Source organism: Exiguobacterium sp. E4787, assembly GCF_018618375.1.
In the GTDB taxonomy this organism is placed as follows: Bacteria; Bacillota; Bacilli; order Exiguobacteriales; family Exiguobacteriaceae; genus Exiguobacterium; species Exiguobacterium chiriqhucha.
On sequence record NZ_JACSLY010000002.1, the window covers coordinates 22,229 to 43,664 of the forward strand.

Consider the following 21,436-nt stretch of genomic DNA (forward strand, 5'->3'; position numbering starts at 1 on the left):
TTTATTTTGTTCTAAATATTCTGATAAATCAAGTGGGTTGTATACTATTCTGCATAACACAAATCGTCAAAGTCATAATTGAAAGCGGATTCATTAGCTTTATCAAGCTATTTATGAAAACCACTTATAATCTATAAAGAATAATTATCCATCAAATATATTAGTATATAGGTTCAAAAGAACTTAAATATGCACAAGAAAAAGCGATAACCAAATTAGGCTACCGCTTCAACTTCAACCAACTTATTCGACCATCTTGCGAGAATGGTGTAAAAATGCCCGTGGCTTCTTCCAAATGATCAAGCCTACATAACCGAGCGTGAGCAAAATCAAGGCACTGACGAGGACGACGTAAAGCGTTGCTTCCTCGATTCGCGCGAAGATGGCGATGTACGCCCAGACGAAGACGAGCGGATAGATGAAGTCACGATGCCACCACATGAAGACGAGTGCTAGGACGACCCCGACCATGAGCATGAGCGACGTCCAAGCAAGCTCGTCGAGTCCGAGCACGGTTGTGACCCGCTCTCGATTCATGACGACGAACACGTTGACGATCGTCGCGACGGACACCCAGCCGATATATATCGAGAATGGGAACCGGTCGAGCCAGCTCGTCGACGTCCGGAAGGCGATGTAATAGAGCCAAGCGAGCGTCGCCAAGAACGCGACCATGACGACGAGCGAGGCGATGAACCACTCGTTCGTAAACGTGAGCAACCAAAGGCCGTTCAAGATACACGAGACGAGAAAGCCCGCTTTCATCCGATTCGCCTGCCGGTTCGCGACCGACCCTTTCTTCAATTGCAAGACGAGCCAGACGGCGAGCGCGACATAAATCACGCCCCAAATCGAGAACGCATAGCCGGCCGGTTTGAAGTAAATATCGATGCGGTCCGACACAGCAGCGTTTTCACCGCTCGCGAAGTAGTTGATGACGACCGTCGCCAAAAATGCCAGCCAGTTGATTAATGGCCATTTTGATAAGTCCATAAGTAGGATCCTCCGAAGAAGACCTGACACCTCCTTTATTAGCATAGTTTTCTATACCCATGTGCCAACGCTCATACACATCCGGACTAGCTCTAGGAAGAATCGCTAATTACACAATAAAACGACCCCGATCTCAACCGGAGTCGTTTCAAAGAAGCGGCAGTGTCACCGCATTCGGGATCGCCCATCTGAGTTCATGGACAAAAGGCATCAATTGTTTAAAAGTCGATCTCGTCCGGATCTGGACCGAGACGGTCATGGGTCGCCACGGCATCGATTTTCGCCAAATCGTCCGCGTCGAGCGCGAAGTCGAACACATCGAAGTTCTCTTGAATCCGGTGCGGCGTGACCGATTTCGGAAGCGCGACGTTCCCCGTGTCCAAATGCCAGCGAAGCACGACTTGGGCCGGCGTCTTCCCATGTTTCTCAGCAATCTCGGCAAAGGCCGGGATATCGAGGAACTTCCCTTGCATGAGCGGGCTCCATGCCTCGACTTGGATGCCCTCGTCTTGGCAATATTCGACGACATCCGGTTGCGGGAGTTGCGGATGGAGCTCGATTTGGTTGATGAGCGGCGTCATCAGGCCTTCCTGTTTCAACGTCTCGAGATGATGCTCTTTGAAGTTCGACACGCCAATCGCCTTGATTTTACCGGCCTCATAGAGGTCAATCAAATCTTTCCATGCCTCGACGAACCCGTCGACTGGCCAGTGGAGCAGACAGAGATCTAAATAGTCAGTCTCGAGTCGAGCGAGTGATTCGTCAAACGCCTCTTTCGTCCGACGCTGGCGAATGTCTTCGTTCCAAATCTTCGACGTCAAAAAGATATCTTCACGAGCGACGCCTGATGTTTGAATCCCTTTGGCGACACCCTCTTCATTCTTATAGACGGCTGCCGTATCTATATGGCGATATCCGACTTTGAGTGCCTCGGCGACGGCCTGTGGCGCCTCCGTCTCGTTATCAACTTGCCATACCCCAAAGCCGATCATTGGAATTTTAACACCGTTGCGTAACGTTGCGAGTTGCATACAATCATTCCCCTTTCCAATCTGTTCGAGCTGATTGTATCATACCCGTCATTCTATTTCGAAAAACTAAATCGTCAAATCTTTTCGTGTGAAGCGTCCATAAGATAGGAGCACGCTGACGACGAGAATCCCCGCCAACAAGAAGAAAGAACGAAGCGTGGAATCCCCTTGGATTTGTGCGTTGGCGTCAAACAACGAGAATATCGACAGCGCATTCAACCAGTCGAGTTGGTCACTAAATCCTGAGAACACATTCGCCATCAAGAAGAGGGCGAATATGCCTCCCGTGACCATATACGACCGTGAGCTGTCGTCGAACAGGCTCGCGAGCACATAAGCGAGCGTCCCAAGCACGAGCAGCAGCAGACCCGCGTTTAACTGCAACGTCCACAATAAGCCAAGGTCAATCTGTAAATCAAACAAGACGTTGGCGAGCATCAGGCTGAGCCCGTTCAGTCCGACGAGCAAGGCTGACGCCATCAAGAGTACGACCAGACTGGCCGTCACGTAACCGCCACGCGAAATCGGTGCGGCCAAATAGAGCATGACCTCGCCTGAGTCCACCGGTTTGGCCATGAGCCGTGAGGCGAATGTGAGTGCGAACAGAATCGCCAACACGTAAAAGATGAGCCCATAGTAATTGCCGGCCAACAAGTTCATGACGTTGTCCATCGCCAAATTCGGATCGATTTTGAACACATCGAGTAGCTCAGGTGGCAACGAATCCAGTTTGCCTTCAATCAGCCCCGTCTCTTGGATGGACGGGAACACCGCCGCCAAAAAGAACAAAGAGAGACTCGTCCCGAGCGAGTATCCAAAAATCCAGCTCCGGTTTTGTTTGAACAGTGCCGCGATGAGAACCATTTAGTTCGCCTCCCCGTAATATTGCATGAACAGATGCTCAAGCTCGTCGGTGCCGCTCGACAACGATTGGACCTCGAAACGAGCGAGTCGATGAATCAAGCGGACGCCTCATGGCAACAGTTGGCCGGGCGGGGCTACGCCGCATTCCGGCAATTGATTGAATATGGGAAGACGAGCGGGGCCATCGACCCGGAGCTGTCGACCGATTCGTATTTACGGTACGTGCAACTCGTGCAACAAGCGATTTTATCTGACCCGGGCCTGTTCACGTCACCGATAAGCGAATCGATGCAAGACTATTTCCGATTTTTCTTGCACGGCATCATTCGGAAATAACTAAAAAGTCGCCTTCCCCTTCTTTTGTGTATAGCAAGGGGGAGGCGACTTTTTATATTTCGTTGTTATTTATCATTCGTTCTAAACACCGATTCCTTGATTGGATAAAGCGACAGGTCGAGCTCGCAATCTCCTGTCAGAACGAGGTCTGCGAGCACTTTCCCGATGAACGGACCGACCGTCAAGCCGGACGAGCCGAGACCGTTCGCGACGAGCAACTGCTCCGCTCCCGGTACGCGTCCGAGAATCGGAATCGAGTTCGGGGTGACCGGGCGAAAGCCGACCCGCGTCTCAATCAGTTCAGCCTCAGCGAGTCCCGGAGCCGATTCTAGCCCTTTCGAGAGCACTTCATGAATTCCGATTGCCGTCGGCCGTGCGTCGAACGCCTTGTCACGCTCATGCGTCGAGCCGATGACGATTCGTCCTTCTTCAAATCCGAGCAAATAGCGGCGCCGCGGCGGCATGACGACCGGCCAGTCGGAAGCATCCGTGTCCGGCAGCTGGACGTGCACGATTTGCGCTTTTTCGCCGGCGACACGGGCCGTATAGCCGATCGGCTCCATCAACTCGGGCAACCACGCCCCACAGGCGAGCACGATCTCATCCGCCTCAAAGCGGACACCGTCGCACTCGACATGATAGCCGTCCGCTTCGACGAGGACGGCCGAACCGTCAACCAAGGTCACGCCACGCTTCACGGCGACCCGTTCGAGGGCAGCTCGCAATTTCTCTCCATCGACACGAGCCCCGCCTTCGACAAGGAGGGCGTCATATTCGTCCGAGAGCGGTGGAAATAGCGCTCTCGCCTCTTCCGCTGTCATCCGGGTCAACTCCCCGATTTCTGGTGCTTCTTCCCGGCGCAGCGCCGTCCGTTCTTGCATCTCGTTCAATTTCTTGTCTTCATGCAAGGCGAGCGTCCCGACTCGTTTATAGCCGGTCTCGGTCTCTCCTTCTCGTTTCAAGTCATCGACGACCGTCGCATAGTAGTGAGCGCCGCCTTTGGCGAGCGCGTACCATGCCTTATTGCGACGCTGGGCGATCCATGGGCAGACGATTCCTGCTGCCGCGTCGGTCGCACGGCCCTTTTCTTTCCGGTCGATGACGGTGACGTCGGCTTTCCCCGCCAAATGATACGCGGTCGAGATGCCGACGATTCCTGATCCAATCACAATCACTTTTTTCATAACAGTTGCGCCCTCATCGGTTCGATGACGGCTTCACATCCTTTCTTAAAAAAATCACCGGCCCGAGGGCCGATGATCAGTCGCGCATGGCGAGGCGATAGAGTAAATCGAGTAGTTCAATGTAGAGCCAGATGAGCGTCACAATCAAACCGAACGCTGCCACCCATTCGAGCTCTTTCGGAGCCCGGCTCTCGACTTGACGCGCGATGTAATCGAAATCGAGTACGAGCGCGAGCGAGGCGATGATGACGATCACAAACTGCACACCGATCGCAAGCGGTGATGAGCCCGTCATGAACGGGAGCCCTGAACCGAAGAAACTCATCCCGATTTGGACGAGATAGAGCAACATGACCGTAAAGATTGCGGCCGTGACGCCGGCACGGAACTTTTGCGTCACTTTGACGAGACCCGTCGAGTAGACGAACCACATCGCGAACGCGACGATGAACGTCGTCAACACGGCACGGCCAACGATGCCCGGAAGCATCGCTTCGAAGAAGTACGAAATCAACCCGACGAACACACCTTCGACGATACCATACAATGGCGCAACGACCGGTGCCGTTCTCGGTTTGAACGTGATGACGAGTGCTAACACCAAACCAAGGATGAGTGAGCCGATCATGAGCGGGAACAACAACGCCTCCCCGATTGTCGGCACGAGCATCCACGTCGTCCCGGCGGCTGCCGTGACGAGCAAGAGTAGTGTGAACACTTTCGACCACGTGCCGGCTTTCGTCATCGGCGTGGTGCTATAAGCTGTTGTCTCCATCGATTTACGAAGAACTGGATTCGATTTAAGTCTCAACTGTCGTTAACCCCTTTATTCTATTTTCAGTGTTTAGCCATGACCTTGATGAATTCGCGCATATAGTCAGGCAGGTCAGGCGGACGGCGGCTCGAGACGATATGACCGTCGACGACGACCGGCTCATCATGCCAAATCGCACCCGCGTTTTCCATATCATCTTTAATGCCCGGCGTGCTCGTGACGTTGACACCATCGAGAATCTTCGCTGAAATCAACACCCATCCGGCGTGACAGATTTGACCGATTGGCCGCTTCTCGTCATGCATAAAGCGGACGAAGCCTTTCACCGAATCGAATCGGCGCAACAAGTCTGGTGACCAGCCACCCGGGACGAGGATAGCGTCGTACGATGAGATGTCGACGTCATCGAACGCAATGTCCGATTTGGCCGGAACGCCGTATTTGCCGATATAAGCATGATCCGCCTTTTCACCGGCCAGGATGACGTTTGCGCCTTCCTCGCGTAACCGATGGACCGGATACCATAATTCTAAATCTTCGAAGTCGTCGCTGACGATTTGCAGGACGTTTTTACCTTGTAATTGCATCGAATCCCTCCCTTTATTTGTCTTTCACAAGTATACCCCATAAGCTACGTGGCGAAAACAGTGACTGTCCACCAAGTACGTGCCTCCCATCAATTCGTTTATGTCACGGTCACAATCACATTGCCAGCCTTTCCTCCAGCATCGACGTATCGATGCACCGCGACGATGTCCTCGAGCGGGTAAACCGAATCGATGACGGCCTTTAACCGACCGGCTTCGAATAGCTCGTTCAAGAAAGCCAAATCCTCTTTCCGTTCACTCGCAGGTCCTTGCCCGGCGACAGAACTGAATTTCCCGTGTTCGGCAACATGTTTCCGTGCCAACCGCTTATCGATGTTTCCAGCCGCATCGAACACAGCGTCGTATGTGGTCAGTTTCTCGTCGTAGTTAGGCTTCGTGTAGTCGACCACGACGTCCGCGCCGAGACTTCTCACCAGTTCGAAGTTTCGCTCCCGACAAACTGCCGTTACGTGAGCCCCGTAATATTTCGCGATTTGAACGGCCATCGAACCAACTGCTCCGGAGGCCCCGTAAATTAATACGGTCTTCGCTTGTTCGATGTTCACTTTTCGCAAAAAGTGAAGAGTCGTCGTCCCGCCAAACGGCAAGCTGGCTGCTTCGACAAAACTAGCGTTGTTCGGCATGCGCTCGACACATTTACTCGCTTTGACACACGCATATTCGGCATAGCCACCGAACCGCATCCCGGTCAGCGCATAGACACGGTCGCCGACCTTGAAGTGCTCGATGCGGCTGCCCGTCTCGACGACCTCGCCTGCCAAGACGACACCCAGAATCGGTTGACGCGGTGCCTTGAAACCGACGACGATTCGCATCGGAAGCTTACCTAGAGCCGGTACATCGAGTGACCGTAGCCGACGGTCCCCGGAATGAACGGCTGTGGTGTAAACTTGAATCAATAACTCATCCGATTTTGGCACCGGTTTGTCGACTTCTTGAAGCTGCAATACGTCCGGTGGTCCATATGCGGTACAAATTACTGCTTTCATCGTATCCCTCCTCTTAAGACGTGATGTTGTTACTAGAGGAATTCACCGTTTCAATAAAATAAAACCAGATGAAAGAGTCATCTGATCTCTGAAATTGGTTTTTCATCATACAAGCTGAGGAATTAGAATGACCGCCAACAGAAATACGGCAGTGGTCTTTGCTTTATTTCGATTCAACGAAAAAGGAAGCAAAAATAGCCCAAGAACAGTGATGGCGAGGATTAGGAATCCATGGATGAAATACCCTTCGGCGGATGCGATTGGGATACTGATCACCTGAACGGTTGGATTTGAGAAAAAACCCATCGTTTCAAAAACAACATTTCCGATTAGGCCAAGACTCAGTAAGCATAAAGATAATGCAAAAAGTAATGAGTGCTGTTTCAAGATGATCCTCCTTTTAAAAGTATTTCAATAAACATGACGAGCTAGACTCGCTTGTCTTCTTCATTATAAGCAATCACATATTGTTTATGGAAAAAAATTCAACTAGTTCGGTTACAATGAGGTGGCTTCTATATCAATTTATTGAAAGAACTCTTACACGAAGGAGGTTTACAATGAAGACGTGCTATTATCTTGGATGGTTCAATGATTTTTTCCCAACTTATTTGGCAAATGCCTTGTCACGAGACGTGACAGATCGGCAGTCCCTTGTAATGATTAGCTCAGATCCTGCCTCAACTGCGGTTAATGGTGTTATCGAGCAATCGTGGCTACAGGAGGCTGGCATCTTGTTCAACGATTCTCACGTAATCAATTATGAAATGGATCGCACTAATGCGAAACATCTTCTCGACGCAGCTTCGATGATTTTCTTATTAGGTGGGGACACCATCAAGCAAAATCAGTTTATTCATGAATATGACCTAATCCAATCGATTCAACAAAGCGACGCTATCGTCTTAGGTGCTAGTGCTGGCGCCATCAATATGTCTTCGTCTTGGTTATGCTCGCCAAATATGGGTTATAACGTAACAACCTCAACTATTTTTCAAGGCGTGGCCCTCAACGATTTTTCGATGCTCTCCCACTTCAATCTCGAACAACACATGCACGTCGTCAAGCAAGAGCTAGCCTCGTTCTCTGAAGAAATACCAATCTATTTGTCGAACAAAGATTGTGCGCTTCGTGTTCAAGGCGATCAATTCGATATCTTCGGTGACGTCTATTTGTACTCGAATCGAAACATGACGAAGCTACCTGAAACCAAGTCCTTTGCCACTAATTTTTCACCCCCGCTCTAGAAGGGACTGATTATGCATCCTCGAGATGTGTACGAGAGTAAATCTGTATATGGAAAGCGAAACGTTCTGAAGTCCACATATTGTGTTATAATGAGTGCGACTTTTTGTAAATTTGAACGAGAAAGGGGACTTCCCACATGAAGCAATATCATGATTTATGCACCCATATTCTTGAGCACGGTGTCGTCAAAGAGGACCGGACCGGGACCGGGACGACGAGCGTGTTCGGCTACCAGATGCGGTTCAATCTTCAGGAGGGATTCCCCCTGGTCACGACGAAAAAACTACATACCCGCTCAATCATCCATGAACTGCTCTGGTTCATCACCGGTGATACGAACGTCAAGTACCTTCAAGACAACGGTGTCCGTATTTGGAACGAATGGGCAGACGAGGACGGCAATCTCGGTCCGGTTTATGGGGCACAGTGGCGCTCATTCCCAAAACCAGACGGCACGAGTGTCGACCAGCTCGCACAAGTGATCGAGCAGATTAAGACGAATCCGGACTCGCGCCGACTCATCGTCTCGGCATGGAACCCTGGGCAACTCGAGGACATGGCGCTCCCACCGTGCCACCTGTTGTTCCAATTTTACGTCGCGGACGGCAAACTATCGTGTCAGCTCTATCAACGTAGCGCCGATACGTTCCTCGGCGTCCCGTTCAATATCGCGTCATACGCCTTGCTCACGCACATGGTTGCCCATGTGACCGGCCTTGAGGTCGGGGACTTCGTCCATACGCTCGGCGACGCCCACATTTACCATAACCACTTTGAACAAGTGAACCTTCAATTGACGCGTGAGCCACGCCCACTCCCGACATTGAACATCTTGCGTGACGTGACGTCAATCGAGGACTTCCGCTTCGAGGACTTCGAGATTGTCGACTATGACCCGCACCCGCATATCAAGGGAGCGGTCAGCGTATGATCGTCCACGTCGTCGCCATCGGGAGAAATCGGGAAATCGGGAAAGATAACGCCTTGTTGTGGCGCCTGCCCGATGACTTGAAACAATTCAAGGCCATCACGACGGGCCAAACGGTCGTCATGGGTCGAAAGACGTTCGAATCAATCGGTCGTCCGTTACCGAACCGCCGCAATATCGTCGTCACGTCCGACCGATCGTTTTCAGCTGAAGGTGTCGATGTCTGGTACGACCTCGATTCGCTCAAAAATGAGACGACAGACCTTTACATCATCGGCGGCGCCACGCTTTATGAGCAGACGCTTTCGATGACGGACCGGTTCTATGTCACCGAGGTCGATGGCACGTTCGAGGCGGACACGTATTATCCACCGCTGCCGGACGGACTCACCGTGTCGGACGAACAGTTCCATCCGGTCGACGAGCGACATGCCTATAGCTTCACTTTCCGTCAATATGACAAAAGGGACATCGACTGAGTCGACGTCCCTTTTTAGTCGGGCAATTTTTCGAGCCACTTCTCGATTTTTTCAGTGATGACATCATGATGGTCCTGTTCGGCCAAATCGTCGTATAGCGTACCGAGCTCGAGTGCCGTCCGTTTCGACAACGCTAACACATGACTGTACTTGCCACGCTGCTCTTTGACGGCCGAGAGCGTCCCTCTCGTCTCCGTCGTACTCGATTCGTCTAAGATGAACATCTCCATATGATCGTTACAGGCGTAACGGTCGTAAGGACGATAGATGACCTCGTATCGTCGATGCTGTTTCGGCAATTGTTCGGCGAGCATGGTGTACTTCTCCGGGCTCATCGTCACGTAAGCGAGCCGCTTCTCCTCCCGGACCGCCGTCGAATAACGGATGATTCGATTGCGACCGTCACGCTTCGCCTTGTAGAGCGCCTCGTCGGCGTAAGCGCACCACTCCCCGAGTGTCATCCCGGTCTGACAGACGCGCGCATAGCCGATGGACACCGTCACGTGATGTTCGTATGTGAACGTCATCTCCTCAATGCGGCTGCGGACCCGTTCGAGCACCGCATCGACGACGTGGCGCTCGGACACGTTCAAGATGATGAGGAACTCTTCCCCGCCGTAACGAATCAACTCGTCACTCGAGCGAATCGCCAAACGAATCTCCTCGGCAACGCGATGCAACACCTCGTCCCCATACGCATGACCGAACGTATCGTTCAACTGCTTGAAATGATCGATGTCGAGCAACGCGAGCGTGAAGCTTTCACCGGACCGCTCCACGCGGGACATAAAGCGACTGAACGTCGCTTTCAAATATTTACGGTTGAAGGCGCCTGTCAATTCGTCGACGAGCAGCGCGTTCGAAACGAGCCGTGCCTTCTCGATATGATGTCCAAGCCGCACGAGCCGCTCTTCCATCGGAATCCACTCTTCCCAATAATCATCGAACCCATACGAGTAGGCGGCGAGCCGATAATGTTCATTCGTTCCGATCACGATGAGCGGGACGTACAGCTTCTTCATCTTGCTGACGAACGATTGGATCGCCCGTTCCGGGAAACGGGCCCACAGTTCGACATCCATGATGATCGCCTTCGGCACGTCCTCATAATCGTATTCACCGGCTTCTTCTAACGTCTGTAAAAAGACAGGACGTGCCCCGAGCTTTTCCACCCGCGGCTTATAGCGGCTGAACGTCGCAAAGTTGTTCGACAAAATCAAGACGAGGTCCTCGTCTTCTTGCTCGATGCCCAGGATCGTATGGATATATCGTTTCACCGGGGCAATCAATGCCATCGCTTCTGCTTGCGTCAGGACGGCCGGCAACTCACGCACGTCAGATTCGACACGACTGAAGATTTCAAGCAAGTGCATGAACCGTCTCTGTTTCACTTCTTGTTTCATCCAATCCAATAAAAACTCGATGTCTGTTGTTTGAATCTGTCTCGCGCTCGTGATTTGCGCCAAAATCTTATGTATACGATCTGTGAGTTGCTGCTTCATTCCCGACCCCCCAGTTTCGTTCTCCCGATATTCGCTTCTGACTATGATTATGCGACTTCATCCACGAAAATACAACTATTTACTTATTTTTTTCCTATTGTTTGACAGTAAGATGGTTCTTAAGACCCATAAGACAGCAGAAAAGAGCGGTCATGGACCGCCCTTCCCTTATTTACCAACTTTTAAGTTAGGAGACGTCATCTCTTCCGGACGAATCCATTGATCGAACTGCTCTTCCGTCAATAGTCCGGTCTCGAGCGCCGCTTCCTTCAACGACGTCCCATTTTTATGGGCGAGTTTCGCGATTTTGGCTGCGTTCTCGTAACCGATATGCGGGTTGAGTGCCGTCACGAGCATGAGCGACCGTTCCACGTTGTGAGCGATGACGTCCAAATCCGGTTCGATGCCGACGGCGCAATGCACGTCGAACGAATGTAGACTGTCCGTCAACAAGCGGCACGTCTGGAGGAAGTTGTACATGATGACAGGCTTGAACACGTTTAACTCGAAGTTTCCTTGGCTCGCCCCGAATCCGATGGTCGCATCATTGCCGAGCACTTGAGCCGCGACCATCGTCAACGCCTCGCTCTGCGTCGGGTTGACTTTTCCTGGCATGATCGAGCTGCCCGGTTCGTTTTCCGGAATCAAAATCTCGCCGATACCGGCACGCGGACCAGAAGCGAGCCAACGGACGTCGTTGGCGATCTTCATCGCGTCCATGGCGAGTGCTTTCAAGGCACCATGGGTGAATACGAGCTGATCGTGGCTCGTGAGCGCATGGAACTTGTTGACGGCCGTGATGAACTGTTTTCCGGTCTCTTGCGAGATTTTCTCGGCCACGACTTCGCCGAACTGCGGATGGGCGTTGATGCCCGTCCCAACTGCCGTCCCGCCGAGAGCGAGCTCTGTCAACGGTTCAAGCGTACGCTCAATCATCTGTTTCGACAGCTCGAGCATACGGACCCAACCGCTAATCTCTTGACCGAGCGTGACCGGCGTCGCGTCTTGCAAGTGCGTCCGACCAATCTTGACGATGTCCATGAATGACTCGGCTTTCTTCGCGAGCGTCGCGTGGAGCGCCTCGATTGACGGCAACACATGATCCTCGACTGCTAGGATGGCCGCAATGTGCATCGCCGTCGGATACGTGTCGTTCGAGCTTTGCGACTTGTTGACGTCGTCATTTGGATGGATCGTAAGCGTCTGACCGCGCGCCTTCAACTTATCGTTCGCCAAGTGGGCGATGACTTCGTTGACGTTCATGTTCGACTGTGTCCCTGAACCCGTCTGCCAGACGACGAGTGGAAACTCGGCGTCATGTTGCCCAGCGACGATTTCATCTGCGACTTCGGCGATGACGTCGGCTTTCGCTTGCTCCAACACACCGAGCTCGGCGTTGGCAAGTGCGGCACCTTTCTTCAAAATCGCGAAGGCATGCACGACCTCAAGCGGCATTTTTTCAGTCCCGATTTTAAAGTTCTCTAGACTGCGCTGTGTTTGGGCTCCCCATTTGGCTGAAGCCGGAACGTTGATTTCCCCCATCGTGTCCCGTTCGATCCGATATTCCATGAAAATTCCCCCTCTTTTTTTGACTACGCTTTCATTTTAGCGAAACTTTTGCAAAAAAGAAATCATTCCCCCGCAATTGACAAAAAGTCGGGCCCACGCCCGACTTTTAGCCTGTCATCAATGCCCGTTTAGCCACGTCATGGGCCCGGTTCTCCGCTCGAGGAATCCATTTGATGAATTTATTCGGCAATTCGTCATAAAGCGTCAGCGCCTTGACGAACAACGGACGCATCGATTGGTCTTTGAGGAAGCGCTGTTCGAGCGCCCGTACGACCGTCTCGGCGTCTGAATAGAACATGAACGTCGATTCGCCCGTCAGTTCGTGCGCTTGTTCGAGGGCGAACGCGAGCGCGGCGAGCTCCGCCTGAACGCTCGTTAACCCGACGCGTTGGGCAATGTACGTGGACACCGTGCCGTCGGTCTTCTTGATCCAGACGCCAATACCGTTCTCACCAGCCTCTTGGTTCGTCGCCGCATCAAAATAAATGTGAACCAAAGCGATACGCCTCCCAATCGGTCTCAATCGGTGCATGAATATCGATGAGCGAGAGACGTTTCGACAAGAGCGCCACTTCTTCTTGCCCATCAAGTTTCTTCGCAAACTTCTGATGCGCCTCTTGAAGCGCTTCTTGTCTCACGATGTCGTATAGCGTTTCGACCGTGTCATACGACTGGACGAGGATGGTCGCTGTCTTCGGTCCGATGCCGCGGACACCGGGAATATTATCTGAGGCGTCGCCTTGGAGCGCCTTCACATCGACGAACTGCTCTGGTCGGACGCCGTATGTCGCAACGAACACTTCCCGATTCATCATCATCTCTTCCCCTTTTTTCGGAACGATTTGAAACACGTTCGGGGAAAGCAACTGATGCAAATCGCGGTCTGACGAATACATATACGATTCGCCCGGGAATGCGGTTGCGACGGCCCCAATCAAGTCATCAGCCTCGTACCCGGCGAGCTCAGACTGAAAAATCCCGCGCTCGGTCAACGCTGCCCGCAACTTGACGTAATCGTGGAACAACGGTTCCGGCAAGCCGGTGCGAGTCGCTTTATAGTCCGGAAACAGGGCGTAACGGTGCGTCGTCTCGCGTGGTCCGTCCCAAAAGAAAGCGATATGCGTGAAGTCGTTCGTCCACCCGTCAACTTTTCGAAGCAGTCCCTTCAACGTCACATCGGGGTCGAGAGCCCGACGACGCTCTGTGGCAAAATAATATCGCGACAAGAGGTTAAACCCATCGACCAACATCAATTTCATCATGCATTCACCTCACAAGCTTGTAATCCGCGCGTGAGCGCGTCCCGGTCAAGATTTTTTCCAATCCAGACGAAGACGGAACGTGAGTCGTCGCTCGGTTCGTTCGCGAACGTCGCCCCCATCAGTTGATTCGTCGCTTGGACGACGAATTTTGATGTTTCTCCGTCTAAACGAACAATCGCCTTCAAGCGATAGACATCATCTTCATAGTGCATGAGCACTTCTCGGACGTATTGAGTGACGCGTTCCCGTTTGAGCGGCACGTCCGTCGTGAGCGTGATGGCCCGAAGTGATGAGACCGAGGAGTGTCCTGCCGTCAGTTGGCCGAGGAGCTGTTCGTCGACTCGTGAGAGCTGGAACGTATTCTCCGTCAAGTCATAGTCGCCGACCGTCTGAACCGTCTCGATGACTCGAACGGTCGGATTCAGCGCATTAATCCGCTCATGCGCCTGTTCGAGCGCATCCGCATCGACGAGGTCGACTTTATTCAATAAGATAACGTCCGCATAGGCGATTTGATGAATTCCTTCAATAAATAGCTCACGGTCCAATTGACTGGCATCGACGACTGTCAAAATCGCCGTCAACTTGAAGCGCGTGCGCAAGTAGTCATCATAATAAATCGTCTGAATGATCGGCGCCGGGTCGGCCACACCGGTCGTCTCGATGACGATGCGGTCGAACGTGTTTTTCGATGCGAGCTGATAGAACGTCTTGCTTAAATCGCTTTGAATCGAGCAACAGATGCAACCGTTCGACAGCTCGATCTGCTCTTGGTCCATCTTGACAATTAACTGTTCGTCGATATTCACCGACCCGAGCTCGTTGACGATGACGAGCAGCCGCTCGTCCGTCGCTTCTAGCAAGCGATTCATATAGGTCGTTTTTCCGGCGCCTAAAAAACCGGTCACCAATTGCACGGGAATCATGTACTGCACCTCACCTTATAAATTTTCGTGGACCCGCGCCCATTTCTCATAGCGCGCATCCAGCAAGTCGATCAAATGTAGCATCCACGCTTCTGTCGTGACCGGTAACACGCTCGATCCCCACTCGCGCTTGCCGTGGTGGGATAAAATCATATGCCAAATCCGATGATGGGCGTCGAGCGACAATGTGACACTTGCGGCCTGTTGACTCTTCTCGAACAACAGTCCGCCGTATGGCATATGTCCGATGAAGCTTCCCATCGGATTGATCGAGATGCCGGTCGTCTCACTTGTACCTTTGACCGAGAACAGTTGCTCGAACCGATTCGGGGACGACAGCAAGTGACTGTACTCGAACAACTTGCCGATATCATGGAATAAAATCCCGAGCGCGAGTTCGTCCCAACGGAGCGGCTCCTTCAATTCCGCGATGGCCTCGCAGGCCGCGTAAAGCGACTCGAACGTGCCCCGGAACGCCTGTTCAACTTTTACACCGTTCATCGTATTCCATACGTCTACTTTGTGCAACTGCTCGGCTTCTTTGATGACCCGGAACGCCATCGCCAAATGGTCGTCCTGTTCTTGGATGCGATAACCGAGTCGAAGCATACAGACCGTATGCTTCAAGAGGCCGCCGACATAGTTATGATGATGATACAGTGCAGCCGGTGCGAGTACGAAATCGTCCCAATAGCGGTCGAGTAGCGACATCGCAATCGCTTGATAGTCAGGCGAGAGCGTCGACAGAATCGCGAACAGCTCATCGGCGTATTGTTCCATCGTCTCGTCTCCAGGAAGACCTGGCAACAATGAGACTGCCTCGTCCCGGGCAATCGGTTTGGCCCGGTCGATTGTGATCGACTTGGCGCCGTCCGGTTTCGGATAGACGTCGATTTTCCCTTCAAGCTCGATCACACCAGACTCGTAAATCGGTAACAACTGCTCTTCGTTGCCACGCAACCATTGCTTGGCACGGATAAGTCCGCTCGATGTCGTCAAATTCAGTTGCAGCCATTTGGCACCCGATTTGCCTTCTCTCACTTCGACTGTACTGACGAGCGCTTTCGTCTGGACCGGTGTCCCGTCCGTAAGGTCAGTCAATCGCGTCGACGCTTTTTCGACGGTCGGGAGTTGGAACCGCGTCCGGTCGAAGCCGCTCCCCGTGATCGGATCAATCTGTTGGTAATAGTTCATATACAATGCCCTCCTTCTTCTCTTTGCCCATTGTATCGTGTTTTCCACTTCGAGGCGAACATACTTTCGTTATAGGTCATGAAGATTCCTAAATTATATTGAAAGCGCTTACTAGAATTGATACGATTAAGACAGCCAGATAAAGGGGGAACTCACATGATTTCATTGATAGATACGTATGAACGGTTGATCGCAACAGGGGAAGCGACACGTTACGCAACAACGCACTCAACAATTGATAGCATTTTACAGGCATCGGCTTGCCCGGTCTCACATCACGAACTCGTGGCGGCGGTCTCGGGACATGCGGGGAATCCATATACGCCGGACCAACTCGTCGACTCGGTCATCGAGCATGAGATGAAAGGCGCAATGGCCGTCCTCGTCGTCGCCGGTTATCCGATTCAAACACCGCTCGCCAAAGCCGTCGTCTTATCGGCATTCGCTCGGACGAACCGGATGAATATCGAGAAACTGAAAGAACTCGGTCATGCCGACCTGCTCGTGCGCATCCAGTCGGCCGAACGGTCATGGAAGCGGACGTATACACACTTATACCGCTCGGCACCAAGTCAGCTTTGTGACCAACTCGACTCACTTCTCGGCGGTTGTGCCGTCCATCGTGTGCTCGAGGCCATCGATTTCAATCCGAACGTCAAAACGGCATAAAGAAAGAGCGGTCCCCGGGCCGCTCTTTCTTTATGCCTTCAATTATCCTTCTGTCACTTCGACCGCTTCCGGTTCGAACAATGTGACGTTCCGTGCTGGTGAGAATGTTGAAATCGCATGCTTATAAATCAACTGTTGGCGCCCTTCCGATTCGACGATGACCGTGAAGTTGTCAAACGATTTGATGACTCCCCGAATTTGAAACCCGCTGACTAAAAACACGGTCGTCGGCACCATTTCTTTACGTAACTGATTCAAAAAATGATCTTGAATGTTATAGCTAGCCTTCATGTTGCATTCCCCCTAGTCTATGTCTCTTTGAAATAATCGGAATTTTCGAAAAAACTCCTCAACTTCATCATAAATATTTTGATACGATAGTTCAAATGATTTTCGTCCCATATCGACCCAAATCCCATTAAATTGATGACGGAACCATGTCAATTGACGTTTTGCGAACTTGCGCGTGTGCTGTTTGAGCGTCTCGCTCATCTGTTCTCGGGTCATCAATCCATCAAGATACGGAACGACTTCCTTGTAACCGATGGCGCGCATCGCTTGCGTGTCCCGATAACCAGCCGCGAGCAAGCGCTCGACTTCCTCGATGAGGCCCGCTTCGAGCATCAAGTCGACACGATGGTTGATGCGCGAGTAGAGCACGTCCCGGTCCGCATGCAAGACGAACAGTTTATAGGCGTAATGTTCCGACGGGAGGCTGTCCATCGCCTGGGCGTCGCCTTGGAGCGCGACTTCAAGGGCCCGGATGACGCGGCGGACGTTATTCGGATGAATGCTCTCGGCCCGTTTTGGATCGAGCGATTGCAGACGCGCATGCAGCGCCTCAGGTCCACCCGTTTCAGCTTCTAACTCGAGCGCTTCACGCAATTCGTGATTGACCGGTCGTTCTGTGAACTCATAGTCATATAGAATCGCACGGATGTAGAGACCTGTCCCGCCGACCAGAATCGGCAATTTTCCGCGCGCATAAATATCATCGATCGCCGCCCGGGCCAACTTTTGGAAAGTGGCGACGCTCATCGCCTCGTCCGGGTCGCATATATCAATCAAATGATGCGGAACCCCTTCCGCCTCCTCGACCGTCACTTTTGCCGAACCGATATCCATCCCGCGGTACACTTGGACCGAGTCGCCCGATACGATTTCACCGTTGAACGCTTTGGCGAGCTCAATCCCTGTCGTCGTCTTCCCGACAGCCGTCGGTCCGACGAGGACGATGACTGGTGTCTTTTCCATCCTTGTCACTCCTCAAACGAAAGACCGTCCCTTAAAGGAAACGGCCCGTTAAATTCTTCTTTTTATTGTATCATCAAACACGACCGCAAACAGCATCCATCCGCATAATAATAGTCCCATCAGTAAAATTAAGCCGTCACTCATCCGAGGTCGCCTCCTTTACGTATCTCATTCCCGCTTTTCACATTTTAGACACAAATGAATGCGCAAAAAAACGACGCTCCCAAAGGAGCATCGTTCATTGTGTCACTTCTACTAAACGGCGCTGGCGCCACATCGTCAATCCAAAATAAAGAATCGCGGTGCCGCTCGCGGCCCACCACATAACGCCATAGAGCGGCGTCATCAAATTTGCGAGACCGAACAGCGCCGGAATAATCAAGGTCAACCAAGCGAGCACGAAGGCGATCCGGGCCGTCAAGCCGTCAATCTGCCACCCTAGGCCCATCCCCATGAAGAACAGTCCCCACAAGAGCGACCAAAACAACCACGTGACTGCTCCCATCACATCGCTCGTCGTGAATGCGATCACCGCATAGAAGACGGCCGAAATCGATACGAAGAGCGAGAACCATCCGACGCCCCGACCGTCCAAATCGAACAGGAACGTCACACCGACGTACAAATATGTGAACGCGAACAAGTAGATGCTCGCATATCCAAACATCTCCGCCGAACTCGCCCCGATGACGAGCCACGTCGCGATGAACGTCTGCAATAGTCCAGTGAACAGACTAAACACACCCGCACTCTTAACGTCCACTTTTCCAAACAAAACGAGGCTGTTGATGAACAGTGCTACGCCTCCAAATAATAAACTTATATTCCCCACACTCATTGCTCCTTCATACAGATGTCTGACGTCTAATTTTATCTACGTCCACTGTAACTTGAATTCGCTTTCAGTGCAAGTGGAGAAATGGACGTTCACGGACTCGACAAACGTCACTCGTTTTCGAGCGTTTGAATCGCTTCATCGATTCGTTCCTGTTCGTCTTCTGTAAACGTCGGGAATTGTGGATCGATGTCTTCAAGAACATCAATCATGACCGTCGAGACGATATAACGTGCGTACCAGTCATCATCTGCCGGCAGTACATACCACGGGGAAAGTTCTGTTGCTGTGTTCGACAACATATCCTCAAAAATAGCTTGATAATCGTCCCAATGCTTTCGTTCCTCGACATCACTGAACGAGAACTCCCAATTCTTGCTCGGGTCTTTTAGTCGTTCGAGGAGACGGTCTCGTTGCACTTCTTTCGATACATTGAAAAAGAACTTGATGACCGCGAATCCGTTCTCGTTCAAATATTGCTCGAAATCGTTGATTTGACGATAGCGGACTTTCCATACCGACTCTTTGTCCTCATCGTCCGGGATGACCTCTTCTCCGAGCAGATCATGGACGCGCGGGGCAATCACTTCCTCGTAATGGGAACGGTTCAAGATGCCGACCTGACCGCGTTCCGGCATGAGGTCATGCATCCGCCAGAGATAGTCATGTTTCTTCTCTGTATCCGATGGTTTTTGGAACGCATTCGTCTTTAACCCTTGCGCGTTCAAATTCGAGAAAATGTAACTGATCGCCTCATCTTTACCACCCGCATCGAGCGCCTGTAAGACGACGACGACACCCTTTTTGGCTTCGGCATATAGTTTCCAATGCAACTCTTTCAATTTTTCGACACTCTCCGGAATCAGCTTGTTTTGCAACGTCTCGTCCGATGGGCGGCCCTTGATCGTGGTTGGGTAATCGTTCAGACGAATCCCGTTTTTATGGTCAATGCGAAATGATTGAATGTCCATATGTCCTCCTTGATTGCGACAATTTTTACGTACAATCCGTATTTACCCTATTCTTTCAAAAAATAGCGACAAAAAAATCCTTTCCGCCGAAACGGAAAGGATGTTTGAATGGACTCGGCTTAGTAGATTCCGACCGCGTCGAACGATTTCGCTGCCGCGACCGCTTGTGTACTCGTTGGACCGTACAAGTCTTTGGCTGACTGTACGACTGCTTGACGTAGGCTCGAGAAGTTCGATGTCGGTGTCAAGTAGACAGTGAGCGCGCGGTAGTAGACATCGCCCATTTGCTTGACGCCGATGCCTTGAACCGATACGCCGTAGTGTGAGCCCCCGCTCGCGAACAAGTAGGCCGCCTTGTTGACGATACCTGAGTTGATATGGACGCCACCGTTGTCTTGCGTCCCTGTGTAGCGGACCGAGTAGTGGTCCGGGTCACCGTTGGCCGCTGGGTTCGACATCGAACGGAGACCGTCCCCGGCAATACCCGGCGTATAGATGTCTTCCCCGACCAACCAGTCGAAGTTCGAGCCGACGCTGTACTCCGCGACCGTACCGAAGATATCAGAGATCGCCTCGTTGATGGCTCCTGATTCGTTCTGATAGATCAAACCGGCCGTGTACTCTGTGACCGCGTGTGACAATTCGTGAGCAACGACGTCAAGGGCGCCCGAGAGGTATGTGAACGTTTGGCCGTCCCCGTCACCGTACACCATCTTGCTGCCATCCCAGAACGCGTTGTTGTAGCTGCGGCTATAGTGGACCGTCGAGTTGAGGGCCGCACCGTTGTTGTCATAGCTGTTACGACCGTACGTGTTCTTGAAGAAGTCATACGTCTTCGTCGCGTTGACGTGGGCGCTGACCGCGGCCCGGTCGTACGTCGTGTTCAAGACGTTATCGACATCGGCCCAAAGCGATCCAGGAAGGCGCGTCCGGTTACCGGCGTCATACGTATAGATGCCTTTGCCGCGTGTCGAGTCCTGGAGATAGTAATATGAACCGCTCTTCGTCGTCTTGAACGTTTGGCTCTGGCCAAGGACGTCGATTCCCGTGCCGGTATACGTCGTACCCGTGACACCGTTCGTCGGTTTGGCGTGTGCCAATTGGTTGTACTTGTTCAATACTTTCCCGCTTGCCGCATCGATGAAGTACGTCCAACGTGACGGCTCATCCGCATCAAGAATCGTCCCGGTCACTTCATACGCATAGACCGCCTCTTCCCCGTTCGGATAGACGACGAGTTCCGCTGCCGGCTCAAGCTCGTATGCGCCTTTGTGGCCGACAAGCTCTTTATAACGAGCGACCGCTTTTTGTTCATTCAGCTTGATTGACTTATGTAATCCTTTGAGTTGTTTCGTATCATCGACGACCGTTTTCAATTGGCCATCATTATCGACGACACCGACGACGATTCCACCGAAGACCGGTACACCGTCAACCGTCTGTTGTAATTTGACGACTTGTCCGACTTTGTCACGCTTCGATTCGAGCGTTTTGAATTCGCCTTTCGCTTTCGCATACTCTTTGACGATTGTCGTCGGCGCCTCGTTCGATGGTTTCGTCAACGTACCTGACTTGAGCTCCGCCGCGCCGACAAGTTGCGGCACAAGCAAGACGCCTGCGATGAGTGATGTAGATAAAACTTTTTTCATGTGTGTTTCCCTCCTTATGTGGTGTCTCCTACTTTACATAGTTTCCCACATTTAATGTATCCAACTTTTTAATTATTTTGACAATTCAAATTATTAAGACATTTGGACTAACCCATCATTTTCTCTAGTCGTATCAGCCGTAACAAAAAAAGCGTCACCGTGGAAGGTGA

General features: G+C 51.9%; 24 protein-coding genes. 5 read left to right on the plus strand and 19 right to left on the minus strand.

Annotated elements, in window-relative coordinates; genetic code table 11:
• Window positions 1-243 precede the first annotated feature (243 nt).
• The 3 genes from KNP80_RS02570 to KNP80_RS02580 form a co-directional block, all read right to left on the minus strand.
• Window positions 244-993 (minus strand): TspO/MBR family protein, encoded by a 750-nt coding sequence (locus tag KNP80_RS02570; protein ID WP_214719680.1) that lies wholly within the window; start codon window positions 991-993, stop codon window positions 244-246.
• 218 nt (window positions 994-1,211) lie between these two features.
• Entirely contained in the window at window positions 1,212-2,024 is an 813-nt protein-coding gene (locus tag KNP80_RS02575; RefSeq protein WP_214832745.1) for an aldo/keto reductase, read from the minus strand.
• 66 nt (window positions 2,025-2,090) lie between these two features.
• Complete coding sequence (locus tag KNP80_RS02580) at window positions 2,091-2,888, minus strand: ABC transporter permease subunit (protein WP_214832747.1); 798 nt, start codon at window positions 2,886-2,888, stop codon at window positions 2,091-2,093.
• 90 nt (window positions 2,889-2,978) lie between these two features.
• Here KNP80_RS02580 and KNP80_RS02590 point away from each other — a divergent pair, with 90 nt between their 5' ends.
• Window positions 2,979-3,224: a hypothetical protein gene (locus tag KNP80_RS02590; RefSeq protein WP_214833565.1), complete on the plus strand. Its 246-nt coding sequence runs from the start codon at window positions 2,979-2,981 to the stop codon at window positions 3,222-3,224.
• Between the two features lie 65 nt (window positions 3,225-3,289).
• Here KNP80_RS02590 and KNP80_RS02595 read toward each other — a convergent pair whose 3' ends face one another.
• The 5 genes from KNP80_RS02595 to KNP80_RS02615 form a co-directional block, all read right to left on the minus strand.
• Window positions 3,290-4,408 (minus strand): NAD(P)/FAD-dependent oxidoreductase, encoded by a 1,119-nt coding sequence (locus KNP80_RS02595; protein WP_214719684.1) that lies wholly within the window; start codon window positions 4,406-4,408, stop codon window positions 3,290-3,292.
• Window positions 4,409-4,484: 76 nt separating this feature from the next.
• The gene (locus KNP80_RS02600) at window positions 4,485-5,219 is read right to left on the minus strand and encodes a Bax inhibitor-1/YccA family protein (protein WP_214719685.1); all 735 of its coding nucleotides are present in this window, start codon (window positions 5,217-5,219) and stop codon (window positions 4,485-4,487) included.
• A gap of 26 nt (window positions 5,220-5,245) precedes the next feature.
• A complete protein-coding gene (locus tag KNP80_RS02605; RefSeq protein WP_214719686.1) occupies window positions 5,246-5,770 on the minus strand; it encodes a type 1 glutamine amidotransferase domain-containing protein in 525 nt (174 codons plus the stop codon).
• A gap of 98 nt (window positions 5,771-5,868) precedes the next feature.
• On the minus strand, window positions 5,869-6,780 hold the full coding sequence (locus tag KNP80_RS02610) for an NAD(P)-dependent alcohol dehydrogenase (protein WP_214719687.1): 912 nt from the start codon (window positions 6,778-6,780) through the stop codon (window positions 5,869-5,871).
• Window positions 6,781-6,885: 105 nt separating this feature from the next.
• Window positions 6,886-7,167 carry a hypothetical protein gene (locus KNP80_RS02615; RefSeq protein ID WP_214719688.1) on the minus strand — a complete coding sequence of 94 codons (282 nt, stop codon included), beginning with the start codon at window positions 7,165-7,167 and terminating at the stop codon, window positions 6,886-6,888.
• A gap of 173 nt (window positions 7,168-7,340) precedes the next feature.
• Here KNP80_RS02615 and KNP80_RS02620 point away from each other — a divergent pair, with 173 nt between their 5' ends.
• The 3 genes from KNP80_RS02620 (at window position 7,341) to KNP80_RS02630 (ending at window position 9,435) form a co-directional block, all read left to right on the plus strand.
• A complete protein-coding gene (locus KNP80_RS02620; protein WP_214719689.1) occupies window positions 7,341-8,027 on the plus strand; it encodes a Type 1 glutamine amidotransferase-like domain-containing protein in 687 nt (228 codons plus the stop codon).
• A gap of 137 nt (window positions 8,028-8,164) precedes the next feature.
• Window positions 8,165-8,959 carry a thymidylate synthase gene (locus KNP80_RS02625; protein WP_214832750.1) on the plus strand — a complete coding sequence of 265 codons (795 nt, stop codon included), beginning with the start codon at window positions 8,165-8,167 and terminating at the stop codon, window positions 8,957-8,959.
• Window positions 8,956-9,435, plus strand: coding sequence for a dihydrofolate reductase (locus KNP80_RS02630; RefSeq protein WP_214719691.1), 480 nt, complete (start codon window positions 8,956-8,958; stop codon window positions 9,433-9,435). The genes KNP80_RS02625 and KNP80_RS02630 overlap by 4 nt, the downstream gene beginning before the upstream one ends.
• 14 nt (window positions 9,436-9,449) lie before the next feature.
• On the opposite strand, the gene KNP80_RS02635 is transcribed toward KNP80_RS02630, so the two are convergent.
• The 6 genes from KNP80_RS02635 to KNP80_RS02660 all read right to left on the minus strand — a co-directional run bounded on the left by KNP80_RS02635 (window position 9,450) and on the right by KNP80_RS02660 (window position 15,888).
• Window positions 9,450-10,937, minus strand: a complete 1,488-nt coding sequence (locus KNP80_RS02635; RefSeq protein ID WP_214832752.1) for a GGDEF domain-containing protein — start codon at window positions 10,935-10,937, stop codon at window positions 9,450-9,452.
• Between the two features lie 168 nt (window positions 10,938-11,105).
• On the minus strand, window positions 11,106-12,506 hold the full coding sequence (gene fumC / locus KNP80_RS02640; RefSeq protein ID WP_214719693.1) for a class II fumarate hydratase: 1,401 nt from the start codon (window positions 12,504-12,506) through the stop codon (window positions 11,106-11,108).
• Window positions 12,507-12,612: 106 nt separating this feature from the next.
• Window positions 12,613-13,002: a reverse transcriptase-like protein gene (locus KNP80_RS02645; RefSeq protein WP_214719694.1), complete on the minus strand. Its 390-nt coding sequence runs from the start codon at window positions 13,000-13,002 to the stop codon at window positions 12,613-12,615.
• Entirely contained in the window at window positions 12,983-13,765 is a 783-nt protein-coding gene (locus tag KNP80_RS02650) for a 5'-3' exonuclease (RefSeq protein ID WP_214719775.1), read from the minus strand. The genes KNP80_RS02645 and KNP80_RS02650 overlap by 20 nt, the downstream gene beginning before the upstream one ends.
• Window positions 13,765-14,694 carry a CobW family GTP-binding protein gene (locus KNP80_RS02655; protein ID WP_214719695.1) on the minus strand — a complete coding sequence of 310 codons (930 nt, stop codon included), beginning with the start codon at window positions 14,692-14,694 and terminating at the stop codon, window positions 13,765-13,767. Before KNP80_RS02655 ends, KNP80_RS02650 begins: the two co-directional genes overlap by 1 nt.
• A gap of 15 nt (window positions 14,695-14,709) precedes the next feature.
• The gene (locus KNP80_RS02660; protein WP_214832754.1) at window positions 14,710-15,888 is read right to left on the minus strand and encodes a DNA-binding protein; all 1,179 of its coding nucleotides are present in this window, start codon (window positions 15,886-15,888) and stop codon (window positions 14,710-14,712) included.
• Window positions 15,889-16,044: 156 nt separating this feature from the next.
• Here KNP80_RS02660 and KNP80_RS02665 point away from each other — a divergent pair, with 156 nt between their 5' ends.
• Window positions 16,045-16,557 carry a hypothetical protein gene (locus KNP80_RS02665; RefSeq protein WP_214832756.1) on the plus strand — a complete coding sequence of 171 codons (513 nt, stop codon included), beginning with the start codon at window positions 16,045-16,047 and terminating at the stop codon, window positions 16,555-16,557.
• 42 nt (window positions 16,558-16,599) lie between these two features.
• Here the strand turns inward: KNP80_RS02665 and hfq are convergent, their stop codons facing one another.
• The 5 genes from hfq to KNP80_RS02690 all read right to left on the minus strand — a co-directional run bounded on the left by hfq (window position 16,600) and on the right by KNP80_RS02690 (window position 21,266).
• Window positions 16,600-16,848: an RNA chaperone Hfq gene (gene hfq / locus KNP80_RS02670; RefSeq protein ID WP_021067304.1), complete on the minus strand. Its 249-nt coding sequence runs from the start codon at window positions 16,846-16,848 to the stop codon at window positions 16,600-16,602.
• A gap of 12 nt (window positions 16,849-16,860) precedes the next feature.
• The gene (miaA, locus tag KNP80_RS02675; protein ID WP_214719698.1) at window positions 16,861-17,811 is read right to left on the minus strand and encodes a tRNA (adenosine(37)-N6)-dimethylallyltransferase MiaA; all 951 of its coding nucleotides are present in this window, start codon (window positions 17,809-17,811) and stop codon (window positions 16,861-16,863) included.
• 238 nt (window positions 17,812-18,049) lie between these two features.
• Window positions 18,050-18,643 carry an AmiS/UreI family transporter gene (locus tag KNP80_RS02680; protein ID WP_214832758.1) on the minus strand — a complete coding sequence of 198 codons (594 nt, stop codon included), beginning with the start codon at window positions 18,641-18,643 and terminating at the stop codon, window positions 18,050-18,052.
• 113 nt (window positions 18,644-18,756) lie between these two features.
• Window positions 18,757-19,617, minus strand: coding sequence for a PPK2 family polyphosphate kinase (locus tag KNP80_RS02685; protein WP_214832760.1), 861 nt, complete (start codon window positions 19,615-19,617; stop codon window positions 18,757-18,759).
• Between the two features lie 119 nt (window positions 19,618-19,736).
• Window positions 19,737-21,266 (minus strand): M4 family metallopeptidase, encoded by a 1,530-nt coding sequence (locus KNP80_RS02690; protein WP_214719701.1) that lies wholly within the window; start codon window positions 21,264-21,266, stop codon window positions 19,737-19,739.
• Between the last annotated feature and the right edge of the window lie 170 nt (window positions 21,267-21,436).